This window comes from Streptomyces sp. NPDC048248 (assembly GCF_043201875.1).
GTDB lineage: Bacteria > Actinomycetota > Actinomycetes > Streptomycetales > Streptomycetaceae > Streptomyces.
This window is the reverse complement of sequence record NZ_JBICZL010000010.1, coordinates 280,971-302,442: the sequence shown is the minus strand read 5'-3', so window position 1 is coordinate 302,442 and position 21,472 is coordinate 280,971. Positions and strand designations below refer to the sequence as shown.

General features: G+C 71.5%; 23 protein-coding genes. 14 read left to right on the top strand and 9 right to left on the bottom strand.

The window, feature by feature from the left end:
* Positions 1-379: 379 nt before the first annotated feature.
* Both ACGFZW_RS23420 and ACGFZW_RS23415 read left to right on the top strand, forming a co-directional pair.
* Positions 380-742: a DUF6479 family protein gene (locus ACGFZW_RS23420; RefSeq protein WP_393895133.1), complete on the top strand. Its 363-nt coding sequence runs from the start codon at positions 380-382 to the stop codon at positions 740-742.
* Positions 743-930: 188 nt separating this feature from the next.
* Entirely contained in the window at positions 931-1,101 is a 171-nt protein-coding gene (locus ACGFZW_RS23415) for a hydrophobic protein (RefSeq protein ID WP_393895132.1), read from the top strand.
* Positions 1,102-1,194: 93 nt separating this feature from the next.
* Here the strand turns inward: ACGFZW_RS23415 and ACGFZW_RS23410 are convergent, their stop codons facing one another.
* Entirely contained in the window at positions 1,195-1,731 is a 537-nt protein-coding gene (locus ACGFZW_RS23410; RefSeq protein WP_393895131.1) for an isochorismatase family cysteine hydrolase, read from the bottom strand.
* A gap of 101 nt (positions 1,732-1,832) precedes the next feature.
* On the bottom strand, positions 1,833-3,305 hold the full coding sequence (locus ACGFZW_RS23405; protein ID WP_393895286.1) for an aminotransferase class I/II-fold pyridoxal phosphate-dependent enzyme: 1,473 nt from the start codon (positions 3,303-3,305) through the stop codon (positions 1,833-1,835).
* A gap of 303 nt (positions 3,306-3,608) precedes the next feature.
* Between ACGFZW_RS23405 and ACGFZW_RS23400 the strand changes: the two genes are divergently transcribed.
* Together ACGFZW_RS23400 and ACGFZW_RS23395 are read left to right on the top strand one after the other, a co-directional pair.
* The gene (locus tag ACGFZW_RS23400) at positions 3,609-4,793 is read left to right on the top strand and encodes a zinc-dependent alcohol dehydrogenase (protein ID WP_393895130.1); all 1,185 of its coding nucleotides are present in this window, start codon (positions 3,609-3,611) and stop codon (positions 4,791-4,793) included.
* Between the two features lie 13 nt (positions 4,794-4,806).
* Complete coding sequence (locus ACGFZW_RS23395) at positions 4,807-5,508, top strand: HAD family hydrolase (RefSeq protein ID WP_393895129.1); 702 nt, start codon at positions 4,807-4,809, stop codon at positions 5,506-5,508.
* A 32-nt stretch (positions 5,509-5,540) separates the two neighbouring features.
* On the opposite strand, the gene ligD is transcribed toward ACGFZW_RS23395, so the two are convergent.
* A complete protein-coding gene (gene ligD / locus ACGFZW_RS23390) occupies positions 5,541-6,548 on the bottom strand; it encodes a non-homologous end-joining DNA ligase (protein WP_393895128.1) in 1,008 nt (335 codons plus the stop codon).
* A complete protein-coding gene (locus ACGFZW_RS23385) occupies positions 6,545-7,183 on the bottom strand; it encodes a DNA polymerase ligase N-terminal domain-containing protein (protein WP_393895127.1) in 639 nt (212 codons plus the stop codon). The genes ligD and ACGFZW_RS23385 overlap by 4 nt, the downstream gene beginning before the upstream one ends.
* A 229-nt stretch (positions 7,184-7,412) precedes the next feature.
* Between ACGFZW_RS23385 and ACGFZW_RS23380 the strand changes: the two genes are divergently transcribed.
* The 8 genes from ACGFZW_RS23380 (at position 7,413) to ppk2 (ending at position 15,071) form a co-directional block, all read left to right on the top strand.
* Positions 7,413-7,646 (top strand): hypothetical protein, encoded by a 234-nt coding sequence (locus tag ACGFZW_RS23380; RefSeq protein ID WP_393895126.1) that lies wholly within the window; start codon positions 7,413-7,415, stop codon positions 7,644-7,646.
* A 291-nt stretch (positions 7,647-7,937) separates the two neighbouring features.
* Positions 7,938-9,197, top strand: coding sequence for an NAD(P)/FAD-dependent oxidoreductase (locus tag ACGFZW_RS23375; RefSeq protein WP_393895285.1), 1,260 nt, complete (start codon positions 7,938-7,940; stop codon positions 9,195-9,197).
* Between the two features lie 152 nt (positions 9,198-9,349).
* Positions 9,350-10,393 (top strand): Ku protein, encoded by a 1,044-nt coding sequence (locus ACGFZW_RS23370; protein ID WP_393895125.1) that lies wholly within the window; start codon positions 9,350-9,352, stop codon positions 10,391-10,393.
* A 177-nt stretch (positions 10,394-10,570) separates the two neighbouring features.
* Positions 10,571-11,458 carry a universal stress protein gene (locus ACGFZW_RS23365; RefSeq protein WP_393895124.1) on the top strand — a complete coding sequence of 296 codons (888 nt, stop codon included), beginning with the start codon at positions 10,571-10,573 and terminating at the stop codon, positions 11,456-11,458.
* Positions 11,459-11,587: 129 nt separating this feature from the next.
* Entirely contained in the window at positions 11,588-12,325 is a 738-nt protein-coding gene (locus ACGFZW_RS23360; protein WP_393895123.1) for a helix-turn-helix domain-containing protein, read from the top strand.
* A gap of 191 nt (positions 12,326-12,516) precedes the next feature.
* Positions 12,517-12,813, top strand: coding sequence for a DUF1876 domain-containing protein (locus tag ACGFZW_RS23355; protein ID WP_393895122.1), 297 nt, complete (start codon positions 12,517-12,519; stop codon positions 12,811-12,813).
* Between the two features lie 56 nt (positions 12,814-12,869).
* A complete protein-coding gene (locus ACGFZW_RS23350; protein ID WP_393895121.1) occupies positions 12,870-14,240 on the top strand; it encodes a nicotinate phosphoribosyltransferase in 1,371 nt (456 codons plus the stop codon).
* A 9-nt stretch (positions 14,241-14,249) separates the two neighbouring features.
* Entirely contained in the window at positions 14,250-15,071 is an 822-nt protein-coding gene (gene ppk2, locus ACGFZW_RS23345; protein ID WP_393895120.1) for a polyphosphate kinase 2, read from the top strand.
* A 12-nt stretch (positions 15,072-15,083) separates the two neighbouring features.
* Here ppk2 and ACGFZW_RS23340 read toward each other — a convergent pair whose 3' ends face one another.
* On the bottom strand, positions 15,084-15,962 hold the full coding sequence (locus ACGFZW_RS23340; RefSeq protein WP_393895284.1) for a universal stress protein: 879 nt from the start codon (positions 15,960-15,962) through the stop codon (positions 15,084-15,086).
* A gap of 201 nt (positions 15,963-16,163) precedes the next feature.
* On the opposite strand from ACGFZW_RS23340, the gene ACGFZW_RS23335 reads away from it, so the two are divergent.
* Entirely contained in the window at positions 16,164-17,885 is a 1,722-nt protein-coding gene (locus ACGFZW_RS23335; RefSeq protein WP_393895119.1) for a GAF domain-containing protein, read from the top strand.
* 46 nt (positions 17,886-17,931) lie between these two features.
* Here the strand turns inward: ACGFZW_RS23335 and ACGFZW_RS23330 are convergent, their stop codons facing one another.
* Positions 17,932-18,636: a response regulator gene (locus ACGFZW_RS23330; RefSeq protein WP_393895118.1), complete on the bottom strand. Its 705-nt coding sequence runs from the start codon at positions 18,634-18,636 to the stop codon at positions 17,932-17,934.
* Positions 18,637-18,838: 202 nt separating this feature from the next.
* On the opposite strand from ACGFZW_RS23330, the gene ACGFZW_RS23325 reads away from it, so the two are divergent.
* Entirely contained in the window at positions 18,839-19,414 is a 576-nt protein-coding gene (locus ACGFZW_RS23325) for a hypothetical protein (protein WP_393895117.1), read from the top strand.
* Between the two features lie 149 nt (positions 19,415-19,563).
* On the opposite strand, the gene ACGFZW_RS23320 is transcribed toward ACGFZW_RS23325, so the two are convergent.
* The 3 genes from ACGFZW_RS23320 to ACGFZW_RS23310 form a co-directional block, all read right to left on the bottom strand.
* On the bottom strand, positions 19,564-20,022 hold the full coding sequence (locus ACGFZW_RS23320) for a cyclic nucleotide-binding domain-containing protein (RefSeq protein WP_393895116.1): 459 nt from the start codon (positions 20,020-20,022) through the stop codon (positions 19,564-19,566).
* A gap of 196 nt (positions 20,023-20,218) precedes the next feature.
* Positions 20,219-20,749: a flavodoxin domain-containing protein gene (locus ACGFZW_RS23315; RefSeq protein WP_393895115.1), complete on the bottom strand. Its 531-nt coding sequence runs from the start codon at positions 20,747-20,749 to the stop codon at positions 20,219-20,221.
* A 66-nt stretch (positions 20,750-20,815) separates the two neighbouring features.
* Positions 20,816-21,463, bottom strand: a complete 648-nt coding sequence (locus ACGFZW_RS23310; protein ID WP_393895283.1) for a CBS domain-containing protein — start codon at positions 21,461-21,463, stop codon at positions 20,816-20,818.
* Positions 21,464-21,472: the final 9 nt, after the last annotated feature.

The window sequence follows — 21,472 nt, the reverse complement described above, 5'->3', positions numbered from 1 at the left end:
GAAGCTTGGCATCGGTGGTGGCCATGGGGTGGACTCGCGGAGCAACCATCACCGGTGCGTCTGAGTTCCCGGGCTGCCCCCGGCGCAGCACCGGATCCCCTCCCCAGGCGCACCGGTGATGTTGCTCCGACAAGGGCCGCCAGGAACCCCTGGGCCTGTGCCGACGATTTCGGCGACGAGACGTCCTCCCGAATTCCCCGCCGCTTTCCGGTCCGCCTTTTCCGCTCCGTTCGGCGACACCCGAAAGTGCGGGCGCGGACTTACACGCGCACCGAATCAGCAGGCAATCTCCGCGTCCGGCCCGCCCGCCACGGTTTCCTCCCGGTCCTTTTGATCTCCGCCGAGGGATGACCACCACTTCTCCGGGTACCCCCGTTCCATGGACACATCGAAATGGGAGCTGGCAGAGACCCAGAACATGACGGCCATGAGCTTCGCCGTCGTCGGCCTGGTCATTGTGGGTGTGCTCATCGCGGCCTTCGTCTGGGGGCGCCGCAAGAAGGCGCGCGAACCCGGTCCGCCGCTGCCGCAGGAGCAGCCGAGGCTGCCCGCGGACGGCCCGGTCCGCCAGGTGACCGAGGAGCGCGAGCCGGACCCCGTGCCCCAGCGGGAGGGCCGGCTCACCCCGCATGAGCTCAAGGGCAGCGGAACGGTCGGGTCCCGGCCGAGCCCGTCGCAGGAGCGGCAGCAGCGGAACGAGGACTCGGGCGGTTCGTTCGGCAGCGGAGGGGCCGGTAACTGACGCGGCGAATCGATCGGCAGGGCGGGCCGGTGTGTGGTGTGGGGGTGTGCGACCCCCACACCACACACCGGCCTTGCGTCTGCCCCGCCGCGGGCTGTGGCGGTCGGCCGGGGGCGGTTGGCTCGGGGCACCGGCCGGGCGCATGATGGTGACACGAAGGGCTGCGGCCCGTTCGGAGGTAGATCCCGATGGTCCCTCTGCTTCTTGTTCTGCTTCTCGTGTTGATCCTCTTCGGCGTGGGTTTCGTGGTGAAGGCGCTGTGGATCGTGGCAATGGTCCTGCTGGCGGTCTGGCTGATCGGCTTTGTCGCGAGGTCGTCAGGCAGCGGTAGCAGGGGTGGACGGTGGTATCGCTGGTAGCCGGAGTTCTCCGCGTCGCCGACCGGCCCCCGCGGAACGGTCACGGGCCCTCGCGCCGGGCCGGGTGGGCGCCGGCCGCCGCGTGCGTGACCGTCAGAAGATTTTCTCGGCGCTGTCCGCGAGGCGCGCCTGCATATTGCGCTCCATCATCTGCAGCGCCGCCGTGGCGAGATCGCCGTGGATATGCGCGCAGGCGTCCTCGGCGACGACGACGTTCAGATGCCTGATGTGGGCGTCGAGCGCCGAATAGAGAACGCATTGTTCGGTGACCTGACCGCACAGGACGATCGTGTCGATGCCGTGCTGACGCAGCAGGTATTCCAGCGGCGTCTCGAAAAAGATCGAATGGCGGGCTTTCACGACGAACAGTGATTCGTCGTCCGGGCGGATCGGCTCCACCAGATCCGCGTGCGGCCCGCGCAGGACGACGTCCAGGAGTTCGTCGTGGTGCGAGCGCCACAGGCCGAAGTTGTCATTGACGTAAATGACCTCGGCGTCGTGTTCCCTCGCCTGCTCGATCAACCGGGTGATGTTCGGCAGCGCCTTTCGCACCGAGGGCAGCAGCGCTTCGGCGTCCTGATGATCGTACGAGTTGAGCATGTCGATCACGATGAGGGCTTTAGCGGACATGCTGTGAGTTCACCACACGGGGTGCCCGACGGCGCGGGCGTAGGGGGAGGCCCTGGTCCGACCGGGGCGAGCAGTCGGCACGGACGCCCGGCCCTTTCGGCCTATTTCTCGATGTGGACGCGGACGGTGCGCAATGCGGGGTCCGCCGCATCGGGGAGGTTCATTCCACCCTCGATGCCGGTGGTCAGGTAACGCAGCACCGCGGAGGTGAGGCGTTCGCCCGGCACCACGGCCGGGATCCCGGGCGGATACGGGGTGAGCATCTCCGCGGCCACCCGCCCGGCGGCCTCGTCGACGGGGACGTCCTCCACCGCGTCGAAGTAGGCGTCACGCGGCAGACAGGTCTGTTCGAGCCGCATCTCGTCCGGGGTGGGTACGGCGATGTGCGGAGCCGGACGCAGGTTCGCCGCCTTGCGCGAGAGCTCACGCAGCGCTTCGGTCAGCGATCGCGTGGTGTCGGTGTCGTCCGCATGGGTGATCTGGGTGCTGATCCTGCGGTGGTCTGCCAGATGGGCGTCGATGCTGTGGTGTTCGCGCAGCCGGTCCGCGGCGCGGTAGCCGGTGGTCCGCAGGCCGCTGACGTCGATGACCACCGGAAGCGGGTCGAAGTCGGCCGCACGCCCGGGGCCGCAGTAGTCGCCGCGGTCGTCGACATGCAGCCCGTCGATCTCCTCGATGTCGGCACGCACCCGCGCGGCGAGATCCAGAGCTCGGGTCATCAGACGGTGGCCGTGCAGCACCATCTGGCGCCGCCACCCGTCGATCCCGGCGTAGAGGAGCACCGAGGGGCTCGTGGTGCCCAGCAGGTCGGCGCGCGACTTCAGCAGGGCCGGGTCGATGAGGTCGCCCTGGAGGTGGAAGACGGAACCCTGCTCCAACCCGCTGCCCATCTTGTGGATGCTGGTGACGCAGACGTCGGCGCCGGCGTCCATCGCCCAGGTCGGCAGGTCCGGGTGGAACGGCAGGTGGGCGCCCCACGCCTCGTCGACGATGAGCGGTCGCGAGCGCCGGTGGCAGACATCGGCGATGGCGCTCAGATCGGCGCAGGCGCCGTAGGGGGTCGGGCTGGTGACCAGAGCGCCCCTCGCGTCGGGGTGCTCGGCGAAGGCCCGCTCGAACTGCTCGGGGGACGGCGGGTGGGCCAGTCGTCGCTCGGCGTCCCACTGCGGATCGACCCACACCGGCCGCACCCCGGACAGGATCAGGCCGGAGACCACGGACTTGTGGGCGTCGCGGCCCACCAGCAGCTTCTCGTGGGGTCCCGCCACCGCGAGCATGGCGGCCTTCACCGACAGCGAGCTGCCGCAGGTGGAGAAGAAGGTGTGCTCGGCGTGTACCGCGTCGGCCATCAGGTCCTCGGCGCGTTCGAGCACGCGGCCGGTCGTCCTCCGGTCGTCCAGCCCGCCGGACGCCAGGAGGTCCCCGTGGAAGACTGCGTCGCCGAGAACCTCGCGGACCTGCGGATCGGCCCCGCGGGCCTGTTTGTGGCCGGGCGGGGTGAAGGCCAGTTCGCCGGACTTGCGGTAGCGGACCAGCGCATCGAGCACCGGTGCCTCAGTGTGATCGATGACCATGAAGGACGAGTGCCCGAGGGGCGCGGTGGTCAATCACAGCGCCCGCGCCGGCGCTCCCCACCGCGGCTCGGGCAGGTGGACAAGGCGGTATGCCGGATCGTCGCCGCACCCCTGCGTCGTCCGGATGCGTTCGGGTGACCGGGCGTGGACGAGCGGGACGGGGCAGGGGGTCGCGTCGGCTTCCCGCGCCGCGTTTGACCGGCACCGCCACGGGAACCCGGGGGGTTCGCAGGAGCTGCCGGTCACCGAGCACCGGCGGCTGACTCCGACTGCCGGACGCCGACCGGCGCGAAGGAGGGCGTGATGCGCGCACTGACCTGGCACGGGAAGCGGGACGTGCAGGTGGACACCGTCCCCGATCCGCAGATCCAGGAGCCGACCGACATCCTGGTCAAGATCACGTCCACCGGGATCTGCGGTTCCGATCTGCACCTCTACGAAGTTCTGGGGCCCTTCCTCGACGTGGGCGACATCCTCGGCCATGAACCGATGGGCGTCGTCGAGGAGGTGGGCTCCGCGGTCACCGCGCTGAGCGCCGGGGACCGTGTGGTGGTGCCGTTCAACGTCTCCTGCGGGGAGTGCTGGATGTGCTCGCGCGGACTGCACTCCCAGTGCGAGACGACGCAGGTACGCGACCGCGGGAAGGGCGCGTCCCTCTTCGGCTACACCAAGCTCTACGGCCAGGTGCCGGGCGGACAGGCGGAATACCTGCGCGTGCCCTTCGGCAACACCCTGCCGGTGAAGGTGCCCCACGGTCCACCGGACGAGCGGTACGTCTACCTCTCGGACGTGCTGCCCACCGCCTGGCAGGCCGTCGCCTACGCGGACATCCCGCCGGGCGGCAGCGTCACGGTCCTCGGCCTCGGCCCGATCGGTGACATGGCCGCCAGGATCGCGCTGCACCAGGGCGCGAGCCAGGTGATCGGCGTGGACCTGGTGCCCGAGCGGCTGGCCAGGGCCAGGGCCCGGGGCGTGCACACACTGGACGTCGACGAACTCGGATCGGATGTCGGTGACGAGGTCCGCCGGCTGACCGGAGGGCGGGGCACCGATGCCGTGATCGAGGCCGTCGGCATGGAGGCGCACGGCGCGCCCGGCGTGAAGGCCGCCCAGCAGCTCGTCGGGCTGCTTCCGGACGCGCTGGCCGAGAAGCTCATGGAGCGGGTCGGCGTGGACCGCATGGCGGCGTTCCACACGGCCATCGACGCCGTCCGCCGGGGCGGCACGATCTCCGTCGTCGGCGTCTACGGCGGTGCGATGGACCCACTGCCGCTGCTGACGATGTTCGACAAGCAGATCCAGCTGCGAATGGGCCAGGCCAACGTCCGGCACTGGGTCGACGACATCCTGCCGCTGCTGAACGACGCCGACCCGCTCGGGGTGCAGGGCTTCGCCACGCACACACTGCCGCTGGAGGACGGCCCGCAGGCGTACAAGACCTTCCAGGCCAAGGAGGACGGCATGATCAAGACGTTGCTGGTCCCGTGAGGAGCGCGAATCGATGAACGGCTACACAGAGCCCGGCCCCGGTCCCTCACCGGACCAGCCGCGGGCGGCGGTCTTCGACGTCGACGGCACCCTCACCGACACCAACTACCTCCACACCGTGGCCTGGTGGGAGGCGTTGCACCAGGCCGGACACCAGGTGCCGATGTGGCAGATCCACCGCTCCATCGGGATGGACTCCACCCACCTTCTGGAGCGGCTGCTCGGCCGCGACCGGCGGACCGAGCAGGACGCGGCGATCTCCGACGCCCATGCGACGCTCTACGGCACCTGGCGCGAACGCCTGCCCGCTCTCGACGGGGCCGGCGAGCTGCTGCGCAAGGTCGCCGGGCGCGGCTGGCGCGTCGTCCTGGCCACGTCCGCGCGGGGATCGGAGCTCACCGCGCTGCGCGAGGCCATCGACGCCGACGACGCCATCCTCGGCGCGACCCACTCCGACGACGTCGACAAGGGCAAGCCCGCGCCCGATCTGGTGGAGGCCGCCCTTCGGCAGGCCGAGGTGCCGCCCGAGCGCGCGGTGTTCATCGGGGACACGGTGTGGGACATCCAGGCCGCGTCCCGTGTGGGCGTCCCGTGCGTCGCCCTGCTGTCCGGCGGGATCGGCCACGGCGAGCTGATCGAGGCAGGCGCCGTCGCGGTCTACGAGAACGCCGCCGCACTGTGTGCCGCACTGGACAGCAGCCCCTTGGGGGACTGACCCCGACCCGGTGACAGCCCTTGGAGGGGCGGTCAGCCCGGGACCGGTTTCTCCCTGACGACGTCCCGCGGACGCTTGTCCTCGCGCAAACCGAGGTAGCGGGGGTGGCGCAGCATGCCGTCCCGGGTCCACTCGGCGAAGCCGATCTCGGCGACGAGTTCGGGACGGGCCCAGTGGACGCCGCGTTCGCGGACCGGGTCGACGAAGGGGGAACGCGGGGCGGACAACTCGTCGAGGAGGCCGCGTACGCGGCGGAGGGTGGCCTGGTCGTAGCCGGTGCCGACCTTGCCCGCGTAGCGCAGTCCGCGGCTGTCGTAGTAGCCGATCAGCAGGGCCCCGAAACCGATCCGGGAGCCCGCGGGTTCGGTGCAGCCGCCGACGACGAACTCCTGGCCCCGGGCGCATTTGAGCTTCAGCCAATCGGAGGAACGGCGCGGCCGGTACCTGCCGTCCGCCCGTTTGGCGATCAGTCCTTCCCAGCCGTGGGCGCACGCCTCGTCCAGCTCCCGCTGCCCGCCGTGATTGCGGTGCGGGGTGAAGCGGAGCGGGCCGTCGAAGTCCAGGGCGCGGCGGAGCAGTGACTTGCGGGTGCGCAGCGGCAGTCGGGTCAGGTCCTTGCCGTCCAGGCGCAGCAGGTCGAACAGGTAGTACGTCACCGCGACCCCGGTGGCCCGCGCCCGGGCGGGGTCGGTGAGCTGCATGCGCTGCTGGAGGCGGGAGAAGTCGGTACGCCCGTGGGAGAAGGCGACGATCTCGCCGTCCACGGCGAAGTCACGGCACCGCAGGCCGGCGAGCGCTTCGACCACCTCGGGGAAGGTGCCGTCCATCGGACGTCCGCTGCGCGACATCAGCCGGGTGCGGTCGTCCTCGCGGGCCGCCAGTGCCCGGATCCCGTCGAGTTTGCGCTCGAACACCCAGGCGTCGCCGAACTCCCGGCGGTCGCTGAGCACGGCGAGCATCGGCCGTTCCGTGAGATGGCTGTCCGCGTCGGTCAGCAGCTGCTGCTGTTCCGGGGGCAGTGCGTCAAGGAGCCCAGTCATCCGTCCTCCCCCTGCGCTTCTTCCTCCTCTTCCTCCTCGGCGGCCACCTGCTTCAGGGTCCGGCCGCTGAGCGCGGAGCGGGCGCGCCGGGGGTCGGGGGCGGCGTGCCGCCCCGCCTGGTCGTCCGTCTCCTTCACCAGCAGCCAGTACTCGCGTCCTCCGCCGTCGCCCCCGCCGCGGAAACGAGTGAGCGCATAGCCGCCGCGGAGCTTTTGCCCGTCGAGCCGGAAGGAGACGTGCCCGTCCGTCAGCGACTGACCGAAGGAGACGGCCCTGCCCTTCTTCTTCCGGGTGTGCGGGCGATAGGTGCCCCGATCCCAGACGATGACGGTGCCGCCTCCGTATTCCCCCGCCGGGATCACTCCCTCGAACTCCCGGTACTCCAGCGGGTGGTCCTCGGTGGGCACGGCGAGCCGCTTGTCGTGCGGGTCGGCGGGCGGCCCCTTCGGTACCGACCACGACTTCAGTACGCCGTCCACCTCCAGGCGGAAGTCGAAGTGCATGGTGCTCGCGTCGTGGATCTGCACGACGAAGCTCGGGGCGTCGCCCGGCTGCGCGGGGCTGCCCTGCGGCTCCTTGGTCCGGTCGAAGTGCCGTTTGCCGCGGTACGTCGTCAGCTCGTCCTTGCCCTGCACGAGACCTTTCCCTTCCGCCGGGGCGTTCCTGCTGTGAAGGGCGCCTGCCCGTCCCGCCGTCGGCCGCACCTTTCACTGTGGCGTGCGTGCGGGGGCGGCGCACGCCCATTGCATTCGTTGCGCTTTCGACGAACCGCTCGGCGAAAAATCACCCGGAAATTTATGTGTACGCGGTTGCCGCACCGGTAACCCGCACCGGACACAGGTTCTGTGTGGAGGAGGGATCACCGTGGCCGTGTGCGAAGTCTGCGGAAACGACTATGAGCTGGCCTTCGAAGTGAAGGCAGCCGGTGAGGTTCACATCTTCGACAGCTTCGAATGTGCCGCACAAAAGATGGCGCCGGTGTGCGACAACTGCGAGTGCCGCATTCTGGGGCACGGTCTTCAGGCAGAGGGCCAGTTCTTCTGCTGCGCGCACTGCGCACGCATGCGAGGTGTCAGAGAACTGGCCGACAGTTCCTGAGTTCGCCGTCGCGGCCGCGTACGCCCCCGGGGCCGAAGCCCCGAGGGTGCCGTGCCGCGCGCCTCGGCCACCTCGGCCGGAGCCTGCACCACGCCGCCCAGGGAGACCGGACGATCGGCCCCGGTGCGGTACCGGAGATCACTGCCCTTTCCGTATGGCGATGCAGTTCGGGCGGCCATTCCGCTCCGACGGAGCATCGCCTCGACCGCAGGAGACCCCGTGACCCGACGTCGCCCCCGCATCGTCATCGTCGGAGCCGGATTCGCCGGTTACGAATGCGCGCGCACCCTGATGAAGCAGGCCAAGGGCGCGGCCGAGATCGTCCTCGTCAATCCGCACGACTATTTTCTGTATGTGCCGCTGCTGCCGGAGGTGGCGGCCGGAATTCTGGAGCCCCGCCGCATCTCGGTATCGATCACCGGGACGATCCCGGGCGTCCGTCTGGTCCTGGGACAGGCCGACGAGGTGGATTTCGACGCCCGCCGACTCCTTTTCACCGACCCCGAGGGCCGGGAGAGCTCGCTGGACTACGACCGGCTCGTCCTGACCGTCGGGAGCGTCAACAAACTGCTGCCCATCCCCGGCGTGTCCGAACACGCCCACGGCTTCCGTGGCATGCCCGAGGCGCTCTACCTCCGGGACCACATCACCCGCCAGATCGAGCTGGCCGGCGCGGCGGACGACCCGGTCGAGCGGGCCGCCCGGACCACGTTCGTGGTCGTCGGCGCGGGATACACCGGCACCGAAGTCACGGCGCACGGTGCGCTGTTCACCGATGACCTGGCCCGGCAGAACACCGGGCTGAGCGACGGCCCCCGGCCCCGCTGGCTGCTGCTGGACATCGCCGACCGGATCCTGCCCGAGCTCGACGAGCGGCTCTCGCGCACCGCCGACAAGGTCCTGCGCGGCCGGGGCGTGGAGGTGCGGACCGGCACCTCGGTCAAGGAGGCCACGTCGAAGGGCGTGCTTCTCGACGACGGGGAGTTCGTGGACAGCCGGTCGCTGATCTGGTGCGTGGGGGTGCGCCCCGACCCGCTCGTCGAATCGATGGGACTGCCCACGGACAAGGGGCGCCTGTGCGTCGACGCGTATCTGCAGGTGCCCGGCAAGCCCGGTGTCTTCGCCTGCGGGGACGCCGCCGCGGTACCGGACCTGACCCGGCCGGGCCAGATGACGCCGATGACGGCGCAGCACGCCCAGCGGCAGGGCAAGGTCGCGGCCCGCAACGTCGCGGCGTCCTGCGGGCAGGGCGAGTTGCGCCGGTACGCGCACCACGACCTGGGGTTCATGGTCGACCTAGGGGGTGTCCAGGCCGCGGCGAACCCGCTGCACGTACCGCTTTCCGGCCCGGTGGCCAATGCCGTCACCCGCGCCTACCACCTGATGGCGATGCCCGGGAACCGCGTGCGGGTCGCCGCGGACTGGCTGCTGGACGCCGCGCTGCCCCGTCAGGGCGTGCAGCTGGGACTGGTCCGTTCCGGGTCGGTGCCGATCGATACCGCCACACCGGAACTGGCCCAGGTACCCAAGGGGCGGAAGAAGACCTCGTGAAGGACGCTGCGTCGGACGGCCCGGTGAGGCCCGCCCTCCGCCGGGCGGCCCGCTTCGTCACCTGACCGGCCCCGCGACACCGGCCGGCCGCGCGGGAGCGGATGCGATCTCGGCAAGCCGGGCGTGCCATGGTGGTGGAGGTGGTGCAGACCATGGCACGTCCGGTGTGGAGCGGCTCCCTGTCCTTCGGACTGGTGAGCCTTCCGGTGCAGATGTACTCGGCGACGGAGAGCCACACCGTCCACTTCCACCAGATCGAGCGGGGCACGTCCGACCGGATCCGCAACAAGCGGGTCAACGAGCGCACGGGCGATGAGGTGGCCGCCGAGGACATCGTCAAGGGGCTCGACGCGGGTGACGCGTATGTGGTGGTCGAGCCCGAGGAGTTGGACGACATCGCTCCGGGGCGGTCCAAGGCACTGGAGATCAGCGGGTTCGTGGACCTCGACGAGGTGACGCCGATCTTCTTCGACAAGACCTACTACCTGGGCCCACGCGGCAAGGAGTACGCCAAGGTCTACGGGCTGCTCCACCGGGCCCTCGGCAGGTCCCGCAAGGCCGGCATCGCCACGCTCGTCCTGCGCAACCGCGAATACCTGGTCGCGGTGAAGGCCGAGGCAGACCTCTTGGTGCTGCACACCTTGCACTGGGCGGACGAGATCCGCGACCCGTACGACGAGGTGGCGAACCTCCCGGAGAAGTCCGAGGTCACCGACCGCGAGCTGAAGACCGCCGTGGAGCTCATCGAGGCGCTCAGCACGGACTGGGAACCGGAGGACTACCACGACACCTACCAGGAGCACGTCCGGCGGCTCATCGAGGCGAAGCAGAAAGGCGAGACGGTCGAGAAGGCCGGGGAACCGCCGGAGTCCACCAACGTGGTGGATCTGATGGACGTGCTGCGCTCCAGCGTGCAGACGGCGCGGGGGAAGAGGAGCGCCGGCACCCGGGCCAAGAAGGCGTCCGGCACCCGGAAATCCCGCGACACGAAGAAGTCCGAAGCGCCGAGGAAGTCCCGGGGCCGAGGGAAGGCCGCCGGGGGAAAGCAGTCCGCCCGGCTGGACGGGCTGACGAAGGCCGAACTCTACGAGCGCGCCACCGAAGCCGGTGTCCGCGGCCGCTCCTCGATGAGCCGCGACGAGCTGATCAGCGCGCTGTCGCCGAGCGGCGGACGAAGCCGCGCGAAGGCGTCCTGACGGCCCCGCTCGGGCCCCATGCCGAACCACCGCCTTTGTGACCCCGCCGTCCCGGTAGGGGCCGAGTGGCTCATGCCAAGGACCCTGCGTACTCCGCCACCCTTGAGACAGCGGCGATGCGCCGCCCGGTGGTGGAGGGAACCCGTGCACGGCCGGTCGGCAGAAACGGAGCGAGCCATGAAGGACGTCATCACCGTCGGTCTGGACGGTACGCCCGAGTCTCTGGCCGCCGCGCTGTGGGCGGCGCAGGAGGCCGCGCTGCGGAAGGTGAGGCTGCGCCTGCTGCACGCGTGGGTCATGCTCGCGGCGGAACCGGCACCGCACGCCGCCGACGAGCCGCCGCCCGCCGATGTGGAGGACCGCAACTACTGGCCGCACCGGATCGTCGACGACGCCCGTGCGGCCGTGCTGGAGCGCCACCCCGGCCTGCCGGTGGACCACGAACTGGTCGCCGAGGACGCGTTCAAGGCGCTTCAGGACGCCGCCGCACAGTCGGATCTGCTGGTGCTCGGCTCACGCGACCTCGGGCCGGTGTCGCGCTACACCCTCGGCGAGATCGGCCTGAAGGTGGTCGCGCATGTCGTCACCCCCACGGTGCTGGTGCGGGCCCGCCAGAACGTCGCGGCGACCGCCCCTGAGGGCGATGTGGTGGTCGGGGTGAGCCTGCACGAACCGTGCGAGGCGATGCTCGACTTCGCTTTCGCCGGTGCCGAGCGGCGCGGCTCGGTCCTGCGTGCGGTCCACGGCAGGCACCTCCCGGCGCACGCGTACAACCGCGGTGGCGGCGTGGAGCCGTACGTGGTGGAGGAAATGACGAAGGACGCGCAGCGGGAGCTGGGCGAGGCGCTGGCCCTGTGGCGGGAGAAGTACCCCGATGTCCGGGTGGACGAGCGGGTGGAGCTGGTGAGCCCCGCGCAGGCGCTCCTGCGGGACGCCGAGGGCGCCGGCCTGCTCGTGGTCGGCCGTCGGCACAAGCGGCATCTGCTGGCTCCCCGCATCGGCCACATGGTGCAGGCGGCCGTGCACCACGCCCCGTGCCCGGTCGCGGTGATCCCCCACGAGTGAGCGGAGCCATGGGTGGGGCCGACGGCCACCCCCAGGTGTGGGCCGACCGGCCCTGTGCCGGGCTCCTCGCCCGCCACAGTCTGGTGCAAAGGCCGCTGTCCCCCGCACTCATGAAGGGATGTGCCCACGATGATCAACCACGAGACCGGCTCCGCTGCCGGCCCGGCTCCCGCAGGCCAGGCCGACCTGGGCCGCCGGGCGGCCTTCCGCCGTGAGCAGCTGGGGCTGACCCGCGAGGAGGTGGCGGCCCGGGCCGCGGCGGCGCCCGGCTATGTCCAGTACGTGGAGGAGCGCGCGGCGACGCCCGGCATCGGCTTCATGCTGCGCCTCGCGCATGCGCTGCAGACCACCGTCGAGGAGCTGACCGGCGGTACGGCGGACCTGCCCGAGGGTTTCGGCCGGGCCGGCAACCGCCCCCAGCTGCTGGAACTGAGCATCGACGAGTGCCGGGAGCGGCTGTCCACCCATGGTGTGGGCAGAGTGGCGCTGACCGTCGACGGCGAACCCGCTGTGTTCCCGGTCAACTACACGGTCGCCGGTGAGCGGATCGCCTACCGCACGGCGCCGGGGAGCGGCCCCGCCGAGGCGGCGGGCAAGGAGGTCGCTCTGGAAGCCGATCACATCGACGACGCCTTCAGTCAGGGCTGGAGCGTGCTGGCCGTGGGCCCCGCCCATGTGGTCACCGATCTCGACGACGTCCTCGCGCTGGAGGAGTACGCCTTCACGGCGCCCTGGGTGGGTGGCGGGCGCCAGCAGTGGATCGTCATGCGCCCCACCCGGATCACCGGGCGCCGGATCCGCGTCCAGGGCCTCGCCACCCCGTCGGGCGGCCCCACGGCGGCAGGCCACCACGTATCGGCGGTATGAGAGGTGCGGGCGTTGCGCCGACCGCTTCGGGGACCTTTGGCCCCTGCCCGCCGCTGCCTGGGAGCGCACACAGTGGAAGGGGCGACAGGAGCAGCGGGGGTGTGCCCCGGCGTCCGACCGCGGACGGGAGGGGCCTGACCGGAAGGACCGACCGGGAGGACCGACCGGGGGGGAAGGAGCGGAGACCGATCATGAGAAGGACAGTGGAGTGGAGCATCCACCTGCACCTCTACGAAGAGGACGGGACGACGCGGGCGCGGGCCGTGCTGGACACCGGAACCCGCACCCTCACCGGACAGGGCACCGCACGCTGCAACCCCGAGGATGTCGATGTACCCGAGATAGGCGACGAGTTGGCGGCAGGCCGGGCCATGGACCATCTGGCCGGGCAGCTGATGCGGGTGGCCGACCGCGATCTGGAGAGCGTCGGGGCCGGAGCGCCCGCCGACCGGCGGACGGCCTACGGCTGGAGCGACGCGATGTCCTGAGCGGCCGGCGAACCGGTCGAGGGCCCGCACCGGACGGGTCCGGGAAGGAGCCGTCGATGTCGGAGGCGACCACCACCGACCTGTACGAAGTGACCATGGCCCTGTCCTACCTCCGTGAGGGCATGACCCGGCCCGCCACCTTCAGTTGCTTCGTCCGCGAACTGCCGCGGGAGCGGGGCTTCCTGGTTGCCGGCGGCATCGAGTCTGCACTGAACTACCTCGCCGCATTCCACATCGGGAACGAGGACGTCGAAGCCTTCGCCGAGACGTTGCGGCGGCCGGTCGAGGACCTGGCGCCACTGCTGGACATGCGGTTCACCGGCGAAGTGCGGGCCGTTCCCGAGGGCCGGGTGGTGCTGGCCGGGGAACCCCTCCTGGAGGTCACAGCTCCGCTCCCCCAGGCGCAGCTCGTGGAGACCTATCTGCTCAACCAGCTCAGCCACCAGACGGCCGTCGCCTCCAAGTGCGTCCGGTGTGTCATCGCCGCGGAGGGGCATCCCGTGGTGGATTTCTCGCTCCGGCGCACTCATGGGACCGAGGCGGGCTACCAGGCGGCGCGGCTGAGCTCCATGGCCGGTTTCGCGGGCACCAGCAATGTCGCTGCGGCCTACGCCGAGCATCTCCCGGCCGTCGGCACCATGGCCCACTCGTACATCGAGGCGTTCGAGAACGAGGAGCAGGCGTTCGCCGCCTTCGCCCGCGCCCACCCCGGGCCCCTGACCCTGCTGGTCGACACCTACGACACCGAGTCCGGGATCGCGGCGGCGGCCCGCGTACTGCGGGAGCTGGACCGTGCGGAGGGTTCCGCGATCCGGCTGGACAGTGGTGACCTCGGCGCGCTCGCGGCGCATGCGCGCGGCATGCTGGACAGCGCGAACCTCCCCCAGGTGCGCATCATCGCCAGCGGTGGGCTGGACGAGTACGCGGTCCACGATCTCGTGCGGGCCGGCGCCCCGATCGACGACTACGCCGTCGGCACGCGGGTCGGTGTCAGCGCCGACGCGCCGTACCTGGACTCGGCCTACAAGCTCGTCGCGTACGACGGCCGGCCGGTGATGAAGCTGTCCTCGGCGAAGGTGACGGCGCCCGGGCGAAAGCAGGTCCACCGCGCTGCGGGGTGCGCCGATGTCATCGCGCTGGCCGAGGAACCGCCCCTCCCGGGCAGCGTGCCGCTGCTGGTGACGCTGATGCGGGAGGGTGAGCGCAGCACGCCCCCGGACCGGCTGGAGGACGCCAGGCGGCGCCTCGCGGCGGACGTCGCGGACCTGCCGGACGGCGCCAGGGCGGTCCGTTCGCCGTCGCCGGTGCGAGCCGGCGTCTCGGAGCCGCTGACGTCGCTGACCGTGGACGTACGGCGCCGGATCGAACGCGCCGTCCTCGCCCCGTTCGGCCCAGGCCCCCCGCCTCCTCCGACGATTTCTCCGTAGTCTCGTCGCATGGCGGAAGAGCGGGGCACCAGCGGGCCGGCGAAGCTGCCGCGGGCGCTGTACGAGCGGGAGCTGCTCCGGCTGCAGACGGAGCTGGTGAAGGTCCAGGAGTGGATCCGCGCCGAGGGAGCACGGCTGGTGGTCGTCTTCGAGGGCCGCGACGCGGCGGGCAAGGGCGGCACGATCAAACGCGTCGCCGAGCATCTCAACCCCCGGATCGCACGGATCGCGGCCCTGCCGCGCCCCACCGAACGGGAGCGTACGCAGTGGTACTTCCAGCGCTACGCCGCGCATCTGCCGGCGGCCGGTGAGATCGTGCTGTTCGACCGGAGCTGGTACAACCGGGCCGGCGTGGAGCGGGTCATGGGCTTTTGCACACGGGAGGAGCACCAGCGGTTCCTGCGCCAGTGCCCGGCCTTCGAACGCATGCTGGTCGAGGACGGGATCCTGTTGCGCAAGTACTGGTTCTCGGTGAGCGACGCGGTGCAGGAGAAGCGGTTCCGGCGCCGCCTGGAGGACCCCACCCGACGGTGGAAGCTCTCCGCCATGGACCTCGAATCGATCACCCGCTGGGAGGAGTACTCCCGGGCGAAGGACGAGATGTTCGTGCACACCGACATCGCCGAGGCACCGTGGCACGTCGTCGAGAGCGACGACAAACGACGGGCCAGGATCAACATGATCGCCCATCTGCTGTCGACCGTCCCCTACCGTGAGGTGCCCGTGCCCCCGCTGGAACTGCCCGAGCGGCCCCCGTCCACCGGCTACGAACGGCCGCCGAGGGACCTGCAGTCCTACGTTCCCGATCACGCGGCGGGGCTCGCGCGGTGAGCAGCCCTCCGGTCAGTCCTGCGCCTGCGGGACGACCGCGACGGGGCATTCCGCATGGTGCAGGACGGCGTGTCCGACCCGGCCGAGCTGGAGACCGTGATGGCCGTGGCGGCGCCGCGCCCCGACGATCAGCAGGTCCGCCGCGGCGGAGCGCCGCACCAGCAGTTTGTGGGCCGCTCCCTCGGCGGTGACCCGCCGCAGATGCACCGTCGGGTGCATCTCGACGAGCTCGTCCAGGGCCTGGTCGAGCAGGAGCGACGCCTGCTCCTCGTGGTAGCGCTCGGGGAGGTCGGCGAGCAGCGGATGGTCGGTGGTCTCGTGGGCGGGGCAGCGCCAGAACCGTACGGCATCCAGGGCGCAGCCGCGGGCCTCGGCCTCACGGAAGGCGTAGCGGACCGCGTCCGCCGCCTTGGCCGGGTCCCCGACCCCGAGGAGGATCCGCCCGTGCGAACGTGCCATCGCGGCCTTGTCACCCCTCACGACGACAACCGGGCAGCGGGCGCGGGCCGACACCGCCAGACTGACCGATCCGAGCAGGAGGTCGGCGAACTCGCCACGACCCTTGGAGCCCAGGATCAGGGCCGAAGCGTAGCGGCCCTCCTGCAGCAGCGTCGTCACCGTGTCCTCGGCCAGGACCTGCACCGATACCGGCACGTCGGCGTTCCGCAGGTGCGCGTGCTCGGCGGCGGCCCCGACGACGTTGTCGGCGAAGATCTCCTCTGCGGGCCGCTCCGGGCTGCCCGCGGGGGTCACCCCTTCGTAGCGTTCCCACTTGGACGCGAAGACCAGGCGCAGGGGCACCCCGTGGAGCGCTGCCTCGTCGACCGCCCAGTCGAGGGCACGCAGCGCCGGGGCCGATCCGTCCACTCCCACGACCAGGGGCAGTTGCATCGCGCTCACCGCCTTCCGTCCACCAGGGTGCGCGCCCGTGGCCACGGCGGGCAGGGGCCGGCCGGCTCGGCCACGGGCCCGAGAGGCCCAAGAGCCCGAAGAGCGCGCGCGGAGGCTGCCCGAGGTGCCGGATCAGCCGTGACGTCTACCGTGGGAAATGTGGCCCGTGACCTGCTCCCCGCGGACCACGGTGGAGGCAGCGTGACCGACGACCGCGGCACCGACCGGGACGGCGTGGGACGGCGGCGGCTGGACGCCTTGCCGGCAGACCTGCAAGAACGCCTCGACGCCGTGCAGCAGGGCTCCGGCACGCCTTCCCATCTGCTCCTCGAAGCCGTGCTGTCGGTCGGCAAGGGGCTGGAGCTGCCGCAGGTACTGCGACGCATCGTCGAGGCGGCGGTGGTCGTCGTGGACGCGGAGTACGGCGCGCTGGGCGTGGTCGGTGACGGCACCCGGCTCTCGGAGTTCCTGACCGTCGGTATCGGCCCCGAGCAGCACGCGGCGATCGGCCGGCTGCCGGCCGGGCACGGGATCCTGGGCGAACTGATCCGCCATCCCGAGCCGCTGCGGCTCGCGGAGCTGTCCGATCACCCGTCGTCGTACGGTTTCCCGCCGAACCATCCGCCGATGCACTCGTTCCTGGGGGTGCCGATCCGGGTGCGGGACAAGGTCTTCGGGAACCTGTACCTCACCGAGAAGCGGGGCGGCGGTGCCTTCGACGCCGGGGACGAGACGGTGCTGTCGACGCTCGCCGTGGCGGCGGGCGTCGCCATCGAGAACGCCCGGCTGTACGAGGAGGCCCGCTACCGCCAGCGGTGGCTGGTGGCCAACGGCGAGATCATCGCGAGTCTGCTGCCCGGGGCGGACGAGGTGCAGGTGCTGCGGATGATCGTGGACCATGCGCTGCGCATTCTCGCTGCGGACATGGGCGTCATCGCGGTCCCCTCGGACGACGGCGGATCGCTGCGGGTGGTGCTGGCGTCCGGTGTCGACGCCGAGGCGCACCGCGATCTGGTGCTGCCCCGGGAGGGATCGTTCGTCGGGGCCGCGCTGGACGCCGGGAAGCCGGTGATCACCCTCGATGCCGAGCACGACCCCCGTATCACCGCGGGCCCGCCGCGCTGGATGGGCCTGGGGCCCGCCGTGGCGGTTCCGATGATCACCGGCGAGCGGGTGCGCGGTGTGCTGCTGCTGGCGCGCCTCCACCGGGGCGAGCCGTTCACCGAGGCCGAGACCTCGCCGATGCTGACGTTCGCCGGGCAGGCCGCCCTGGCGATGGAGCTGGCCGAACAGCGGCAGGCCGCCGAGCAGTTCGCGTTGCTCGAGGAGCGCGACCGGATCGCCCGCGACCTGCACGACCTGGCCATTCAGCGGCTCTTCGCGACCGGCATGACGCTGCAGAGCGCGGTGCGTTTCGTGGACCACCCCGAGGCGAGCGAGCGTCTGCTGCGCGCGGTGGACGATCTCGACGAGACGATCAAAATCATCCGGTCGACGATCTTCGGGCTGCGCGCGCACGACACCCGGCGGACCGGCCGCGGACTGCGGGTGCGGACCGTCAACGCGGTGGAACAGGCGGCCCGCGTCCTGGGGTTCACCCCCTCCTTGCACATGGAGGGGCTGATCGACACCGACGTACCGGCGGAGATCGCCGAGCATGTGGTGGCGGTGCTCGTGGAGGCGCTGAGCAACACCGCGCGGCACGCCCATGCCGACGCGGCGGCCGTCTCGCTGATCGTGCGCGGCGGGAGGCTGGCCCTGACCGTCACCGACAACGGCGTGGGCATGGCACCGGACAGCCGTCGCAGTGGCCTGAGCAACCTCGCCAAACGAGCCATGAGCGTCGGCGGCGGCCTGACCGTCGACGTGCCGGAGCAGGGGGGCACCTGCCTGGTCTGGAGCGCGCCACTCCCCACGGACTGAGGATCGCTCCTCGGCCGGGCGAGGGTCCGCGGGGCGCACGGTGCCGTCAGACGTGGTGCGGTCCCGAGCCCGCGGCGGGCGGGGCGGCCTGGGTCGCGAGGACCGCCGCCTGGATGCGCCGCTCGACGCCGAGTTTGGCGAGCAGGCGGGAGATGTGGTTCTTGACCGTCTTCTCGGACAGGTAGAGCCGTTTACCGATCTGACGATTCGTCAGGCCCTCGCCGATCAGCCCGAGGATCTCCCTCTCCCGCGGCGACAGGCCCGCCAGCGCGTCCGCCTCGGGCTGCCCCCCGGCCTCCTCGCCCCGCAGGCTGTGCATCAGCCGGGCCGTCGTCGCCGGATCGAGCATCGAGCGGCCGGAGGCGATGGTGCGCACCGCGGCGACCAGATCCGCCCCCTTGATCTCCTTCAGCACATAGCCGGCGGCCCCCGCCATGATCGCGTCGAGCAGCGCGTCGTCGTCGTCGAACGAGGTCAGCATCAGGCACGCGAGGTCCGGCATCCGCGAGCGCAGCTCCCGGCAGACGGTGATGCCGTCGCCGTCCGGCAACCGCACGTCGAGCACCGCGACATCCGGCCGCAGCGCGGGGCCCCGGGCCAGCGCGTGATCGGCCGTGCCCGCGTCCCCGACCACCTCGATGTCGGGTTCCGCGTCCAGCAGGTCCTGCACACCACGGCGTACCACTTCGTGGTCGTCCAGCAGGAAGACCCGGATCGGCCGTTGCGGTGAGAATGCGCCTGCCTCGCTCATGGTGCCCTCCACCCTGTCGTACGCCTCTTCCCGCCCACCCATCGTGGCCTTCGCCGCAGGGCCGTACCAGGGCCGAACGGGTCCGTGCCCGCCCCCGGCGCACGCCCACCGGGCCACCGGGCCACCGGCAGGGCCGTTCGGCCCCTCTTCCGCGGCCCCGTGTCGTGCGACGGTCGGGGACACGAGCGAAAGGGGGTGTGCGATGCCCCTCAGGAACTTCCTCTGGCACTGGCGGCACAGCCCGCTCCGGCGCCGGTCCGACGCGGCGGAGTCGTGGCTGCTGCTTGCCACCGGGGTGCTTATCGCCGTGACAGCCCCGATCGCCGGCTTGACCACCGCCGACGCGGTGGCCGACGCGACCGCAGGGCAGAGTCGCGACCGGCACAGCGTGTCGGCGGTCCTGGCCGAGAATCCGCCGGCCCGGATCGGCGTGGACACCACCGGCGGCGTGGGAGGACGGGTCCATGCGACGGTGCGGTGGACCGAGCCCGACGGTACGCGGCGGACCGGTGAGACCGCCGTGGCGCCGGGACTCGGCGCCGGCGACCGGACCACCGCCTGGGTCGACGGAAAGGGCACGCTGCTGCGTGATCCGCTCACCCCCACGGAGGCGAAGTTCGAGAGCATCGCGCTGGGCACGGTCGCCGGGGGCGGCACCGTCCTGCTGCTCGTCGGCGCGGAGCGAGGCGGCGCGTACCTGCTCAACCGCAGGCGTTACGCGCAGTGGGAGCGGGAGTGGGCGGAAGCGGGGACGCAGTGGGGCCACCGGCAGCCGTGAGCCACCGGGCGCGGCACGGCAGGTGGCGGGCCGCGAGCGCCGTCGCGACGCGACGGCCGGTGGGATGCCCTTCGGACCGATGACATCCGGTCCGGACACATCCGGTCCGATGAAGGACGCCGCGGTGGCGGCCCGCGCGGCCCGACGGCTCATCGCGCGTCCACGCCGCCCGGGGGCCCGTAGAGCTCCATCAGGCGCACGCGGGTGCTGTGCAGGCGGTCCGCGACGGTTTCCGCGACGTACAGGTAGACCGCACGCCCCAGCTCGGGGTCCGTCTCGCACAGCGAGCGGACCGCCGCGGCGTCGAACTCCACGGCGTCCACCGGCCCGACGGTTTCCGCTCCCAGGTGCCACAGATACGGCGGGAACAGCCACGACCAGCCCAGCAGGTCGCCACGGCCGAGCGTTTCGACGATCTCGGCACGGCGCCCGGGGACGTGCTGGTCGAGCGCGACCTGGCCGTTGCGGACGACCCAGAACCGGTCCGCACGGCGCCCCTCCTCGAAGAGGCGGGTGCCCCTCGGCAGCGAGACCTCGCGAGTGATCGCGGCCAGCCGCTCGCCACCCTCGGCGGGCAACGCGTCGAGCAGACTCCTGGTCCTTGGCATACGGTCCTCCGTCCACCGGCGCCCGCGGCCCGGGAGACCGGGCCGTCGGACCGTCGTCACGGCACCTGCGGTGAACGATAAGCAGAGTTCCGCCCCTCCGCACGGCCCGATCCTCCACCGGGGTAACCGCGGCAGGCCCACCCCGAGCTCCGCCATGGCCGCCCGCGACCTGCGGTACTGCCCGCCGGCCCCGGTGTCAGAGCGTCAGCGGCTCCCAGGTGAGCTCCCACGTCAGCTCGGCGGCGACGCCCTGGGCCCAGTTGCGGATGGCGTCCTGGTTGCGGAAGTCGCCGCCCTTGCCGGCGCGGAGGATCTGGCGTGCGACATAGCCCTGCGCCCCGTGGGCGAGCCTGCCGCCGAACGTGGCGTGGCCGCGGACGCCCAGCCGGTGGGCGAGCCGGGCCACACCAGGCACGGCCGGCACCTCCCGCTCGTCGCACGAGGTGTCCAGCGGCCCGCTGCTGAACAGCCAGACCGGCATGCTGCCCAGCGCCCGGCGGTGCCGGCGGGCGAAGCGCCTGGCGTCACGGTGCCAGCCGGTCATGTAGACGCCGGCGCCGAGCACCACCGCGTCGTAAGCGGAGATGTCGGCCGGTGCGTCGGCCACGTCCCGCACCTCCACGGCGAGGCCCCGCTCCCGCAGCGTCCGGCCGACCCACCGGCCGATCTCGGCGGTCGAACCGTTCCTGCTGCCGTAGACGATCAGCACGTGTCGGTCGGGGGTCATCGCGGTGCACCTCTTTCTCGTCGTGCTCGTCGTGCTCGTCGTTCTCGTCTGTCGCGACCGGGTCGGTCATACGTGGTGGGACGCACGGTCAGGGGCACGGTCGGCCGGCCGGTGCGTTACTCGCCGGCGGTGTGTGAGCCGGTTAACGACCCCGAGCACGCCGTCGATCTGGCGTGTCATCTGCACTGCGACGGCCACGTCCCCGCTGTGCTCCAAGGTCCCGCTGAGCGTCACCACACCGCCGCGGACCACGACGTCGACGCTCTGCGGGCTGAGCCACAGGGCTCGGACCATCACTTCGTCCAGCACTTCGTCGCGGAGTTCGGCGTCCGGCCGAAGGAAGATCCGCAGCAGGTCGCGACGGGTGACGATGCCGACCAGCCGGGCCTCCTCGTCGACGACCGGCAAGCGCTCGATACCCCGCTCGGTCAGCACGCGGGCGGCCCGGACGACCGAATCGTCGGCGCGAATGGTGATGGCAGGTGCGGACATCAGCTCGCCGGTGGTCAGCGGCCCCGTGCGACCCGTACGCTCCCCGGCGCGCCGCAGGTCCGTCGCGGAGACGACGCCGATCACCTTGTCGTCGGCGTCCACCACCGGAAGGCCGCTGATGTCGTACTCGGCCAGCCAGCGTTCGAGGTCCGCCCGCGGGGTCGAATCACGCGCCGGCACGACGTCGCCGGTCATCACGCTGCCCACCACCCGCCGTTTCATCACGCGCCT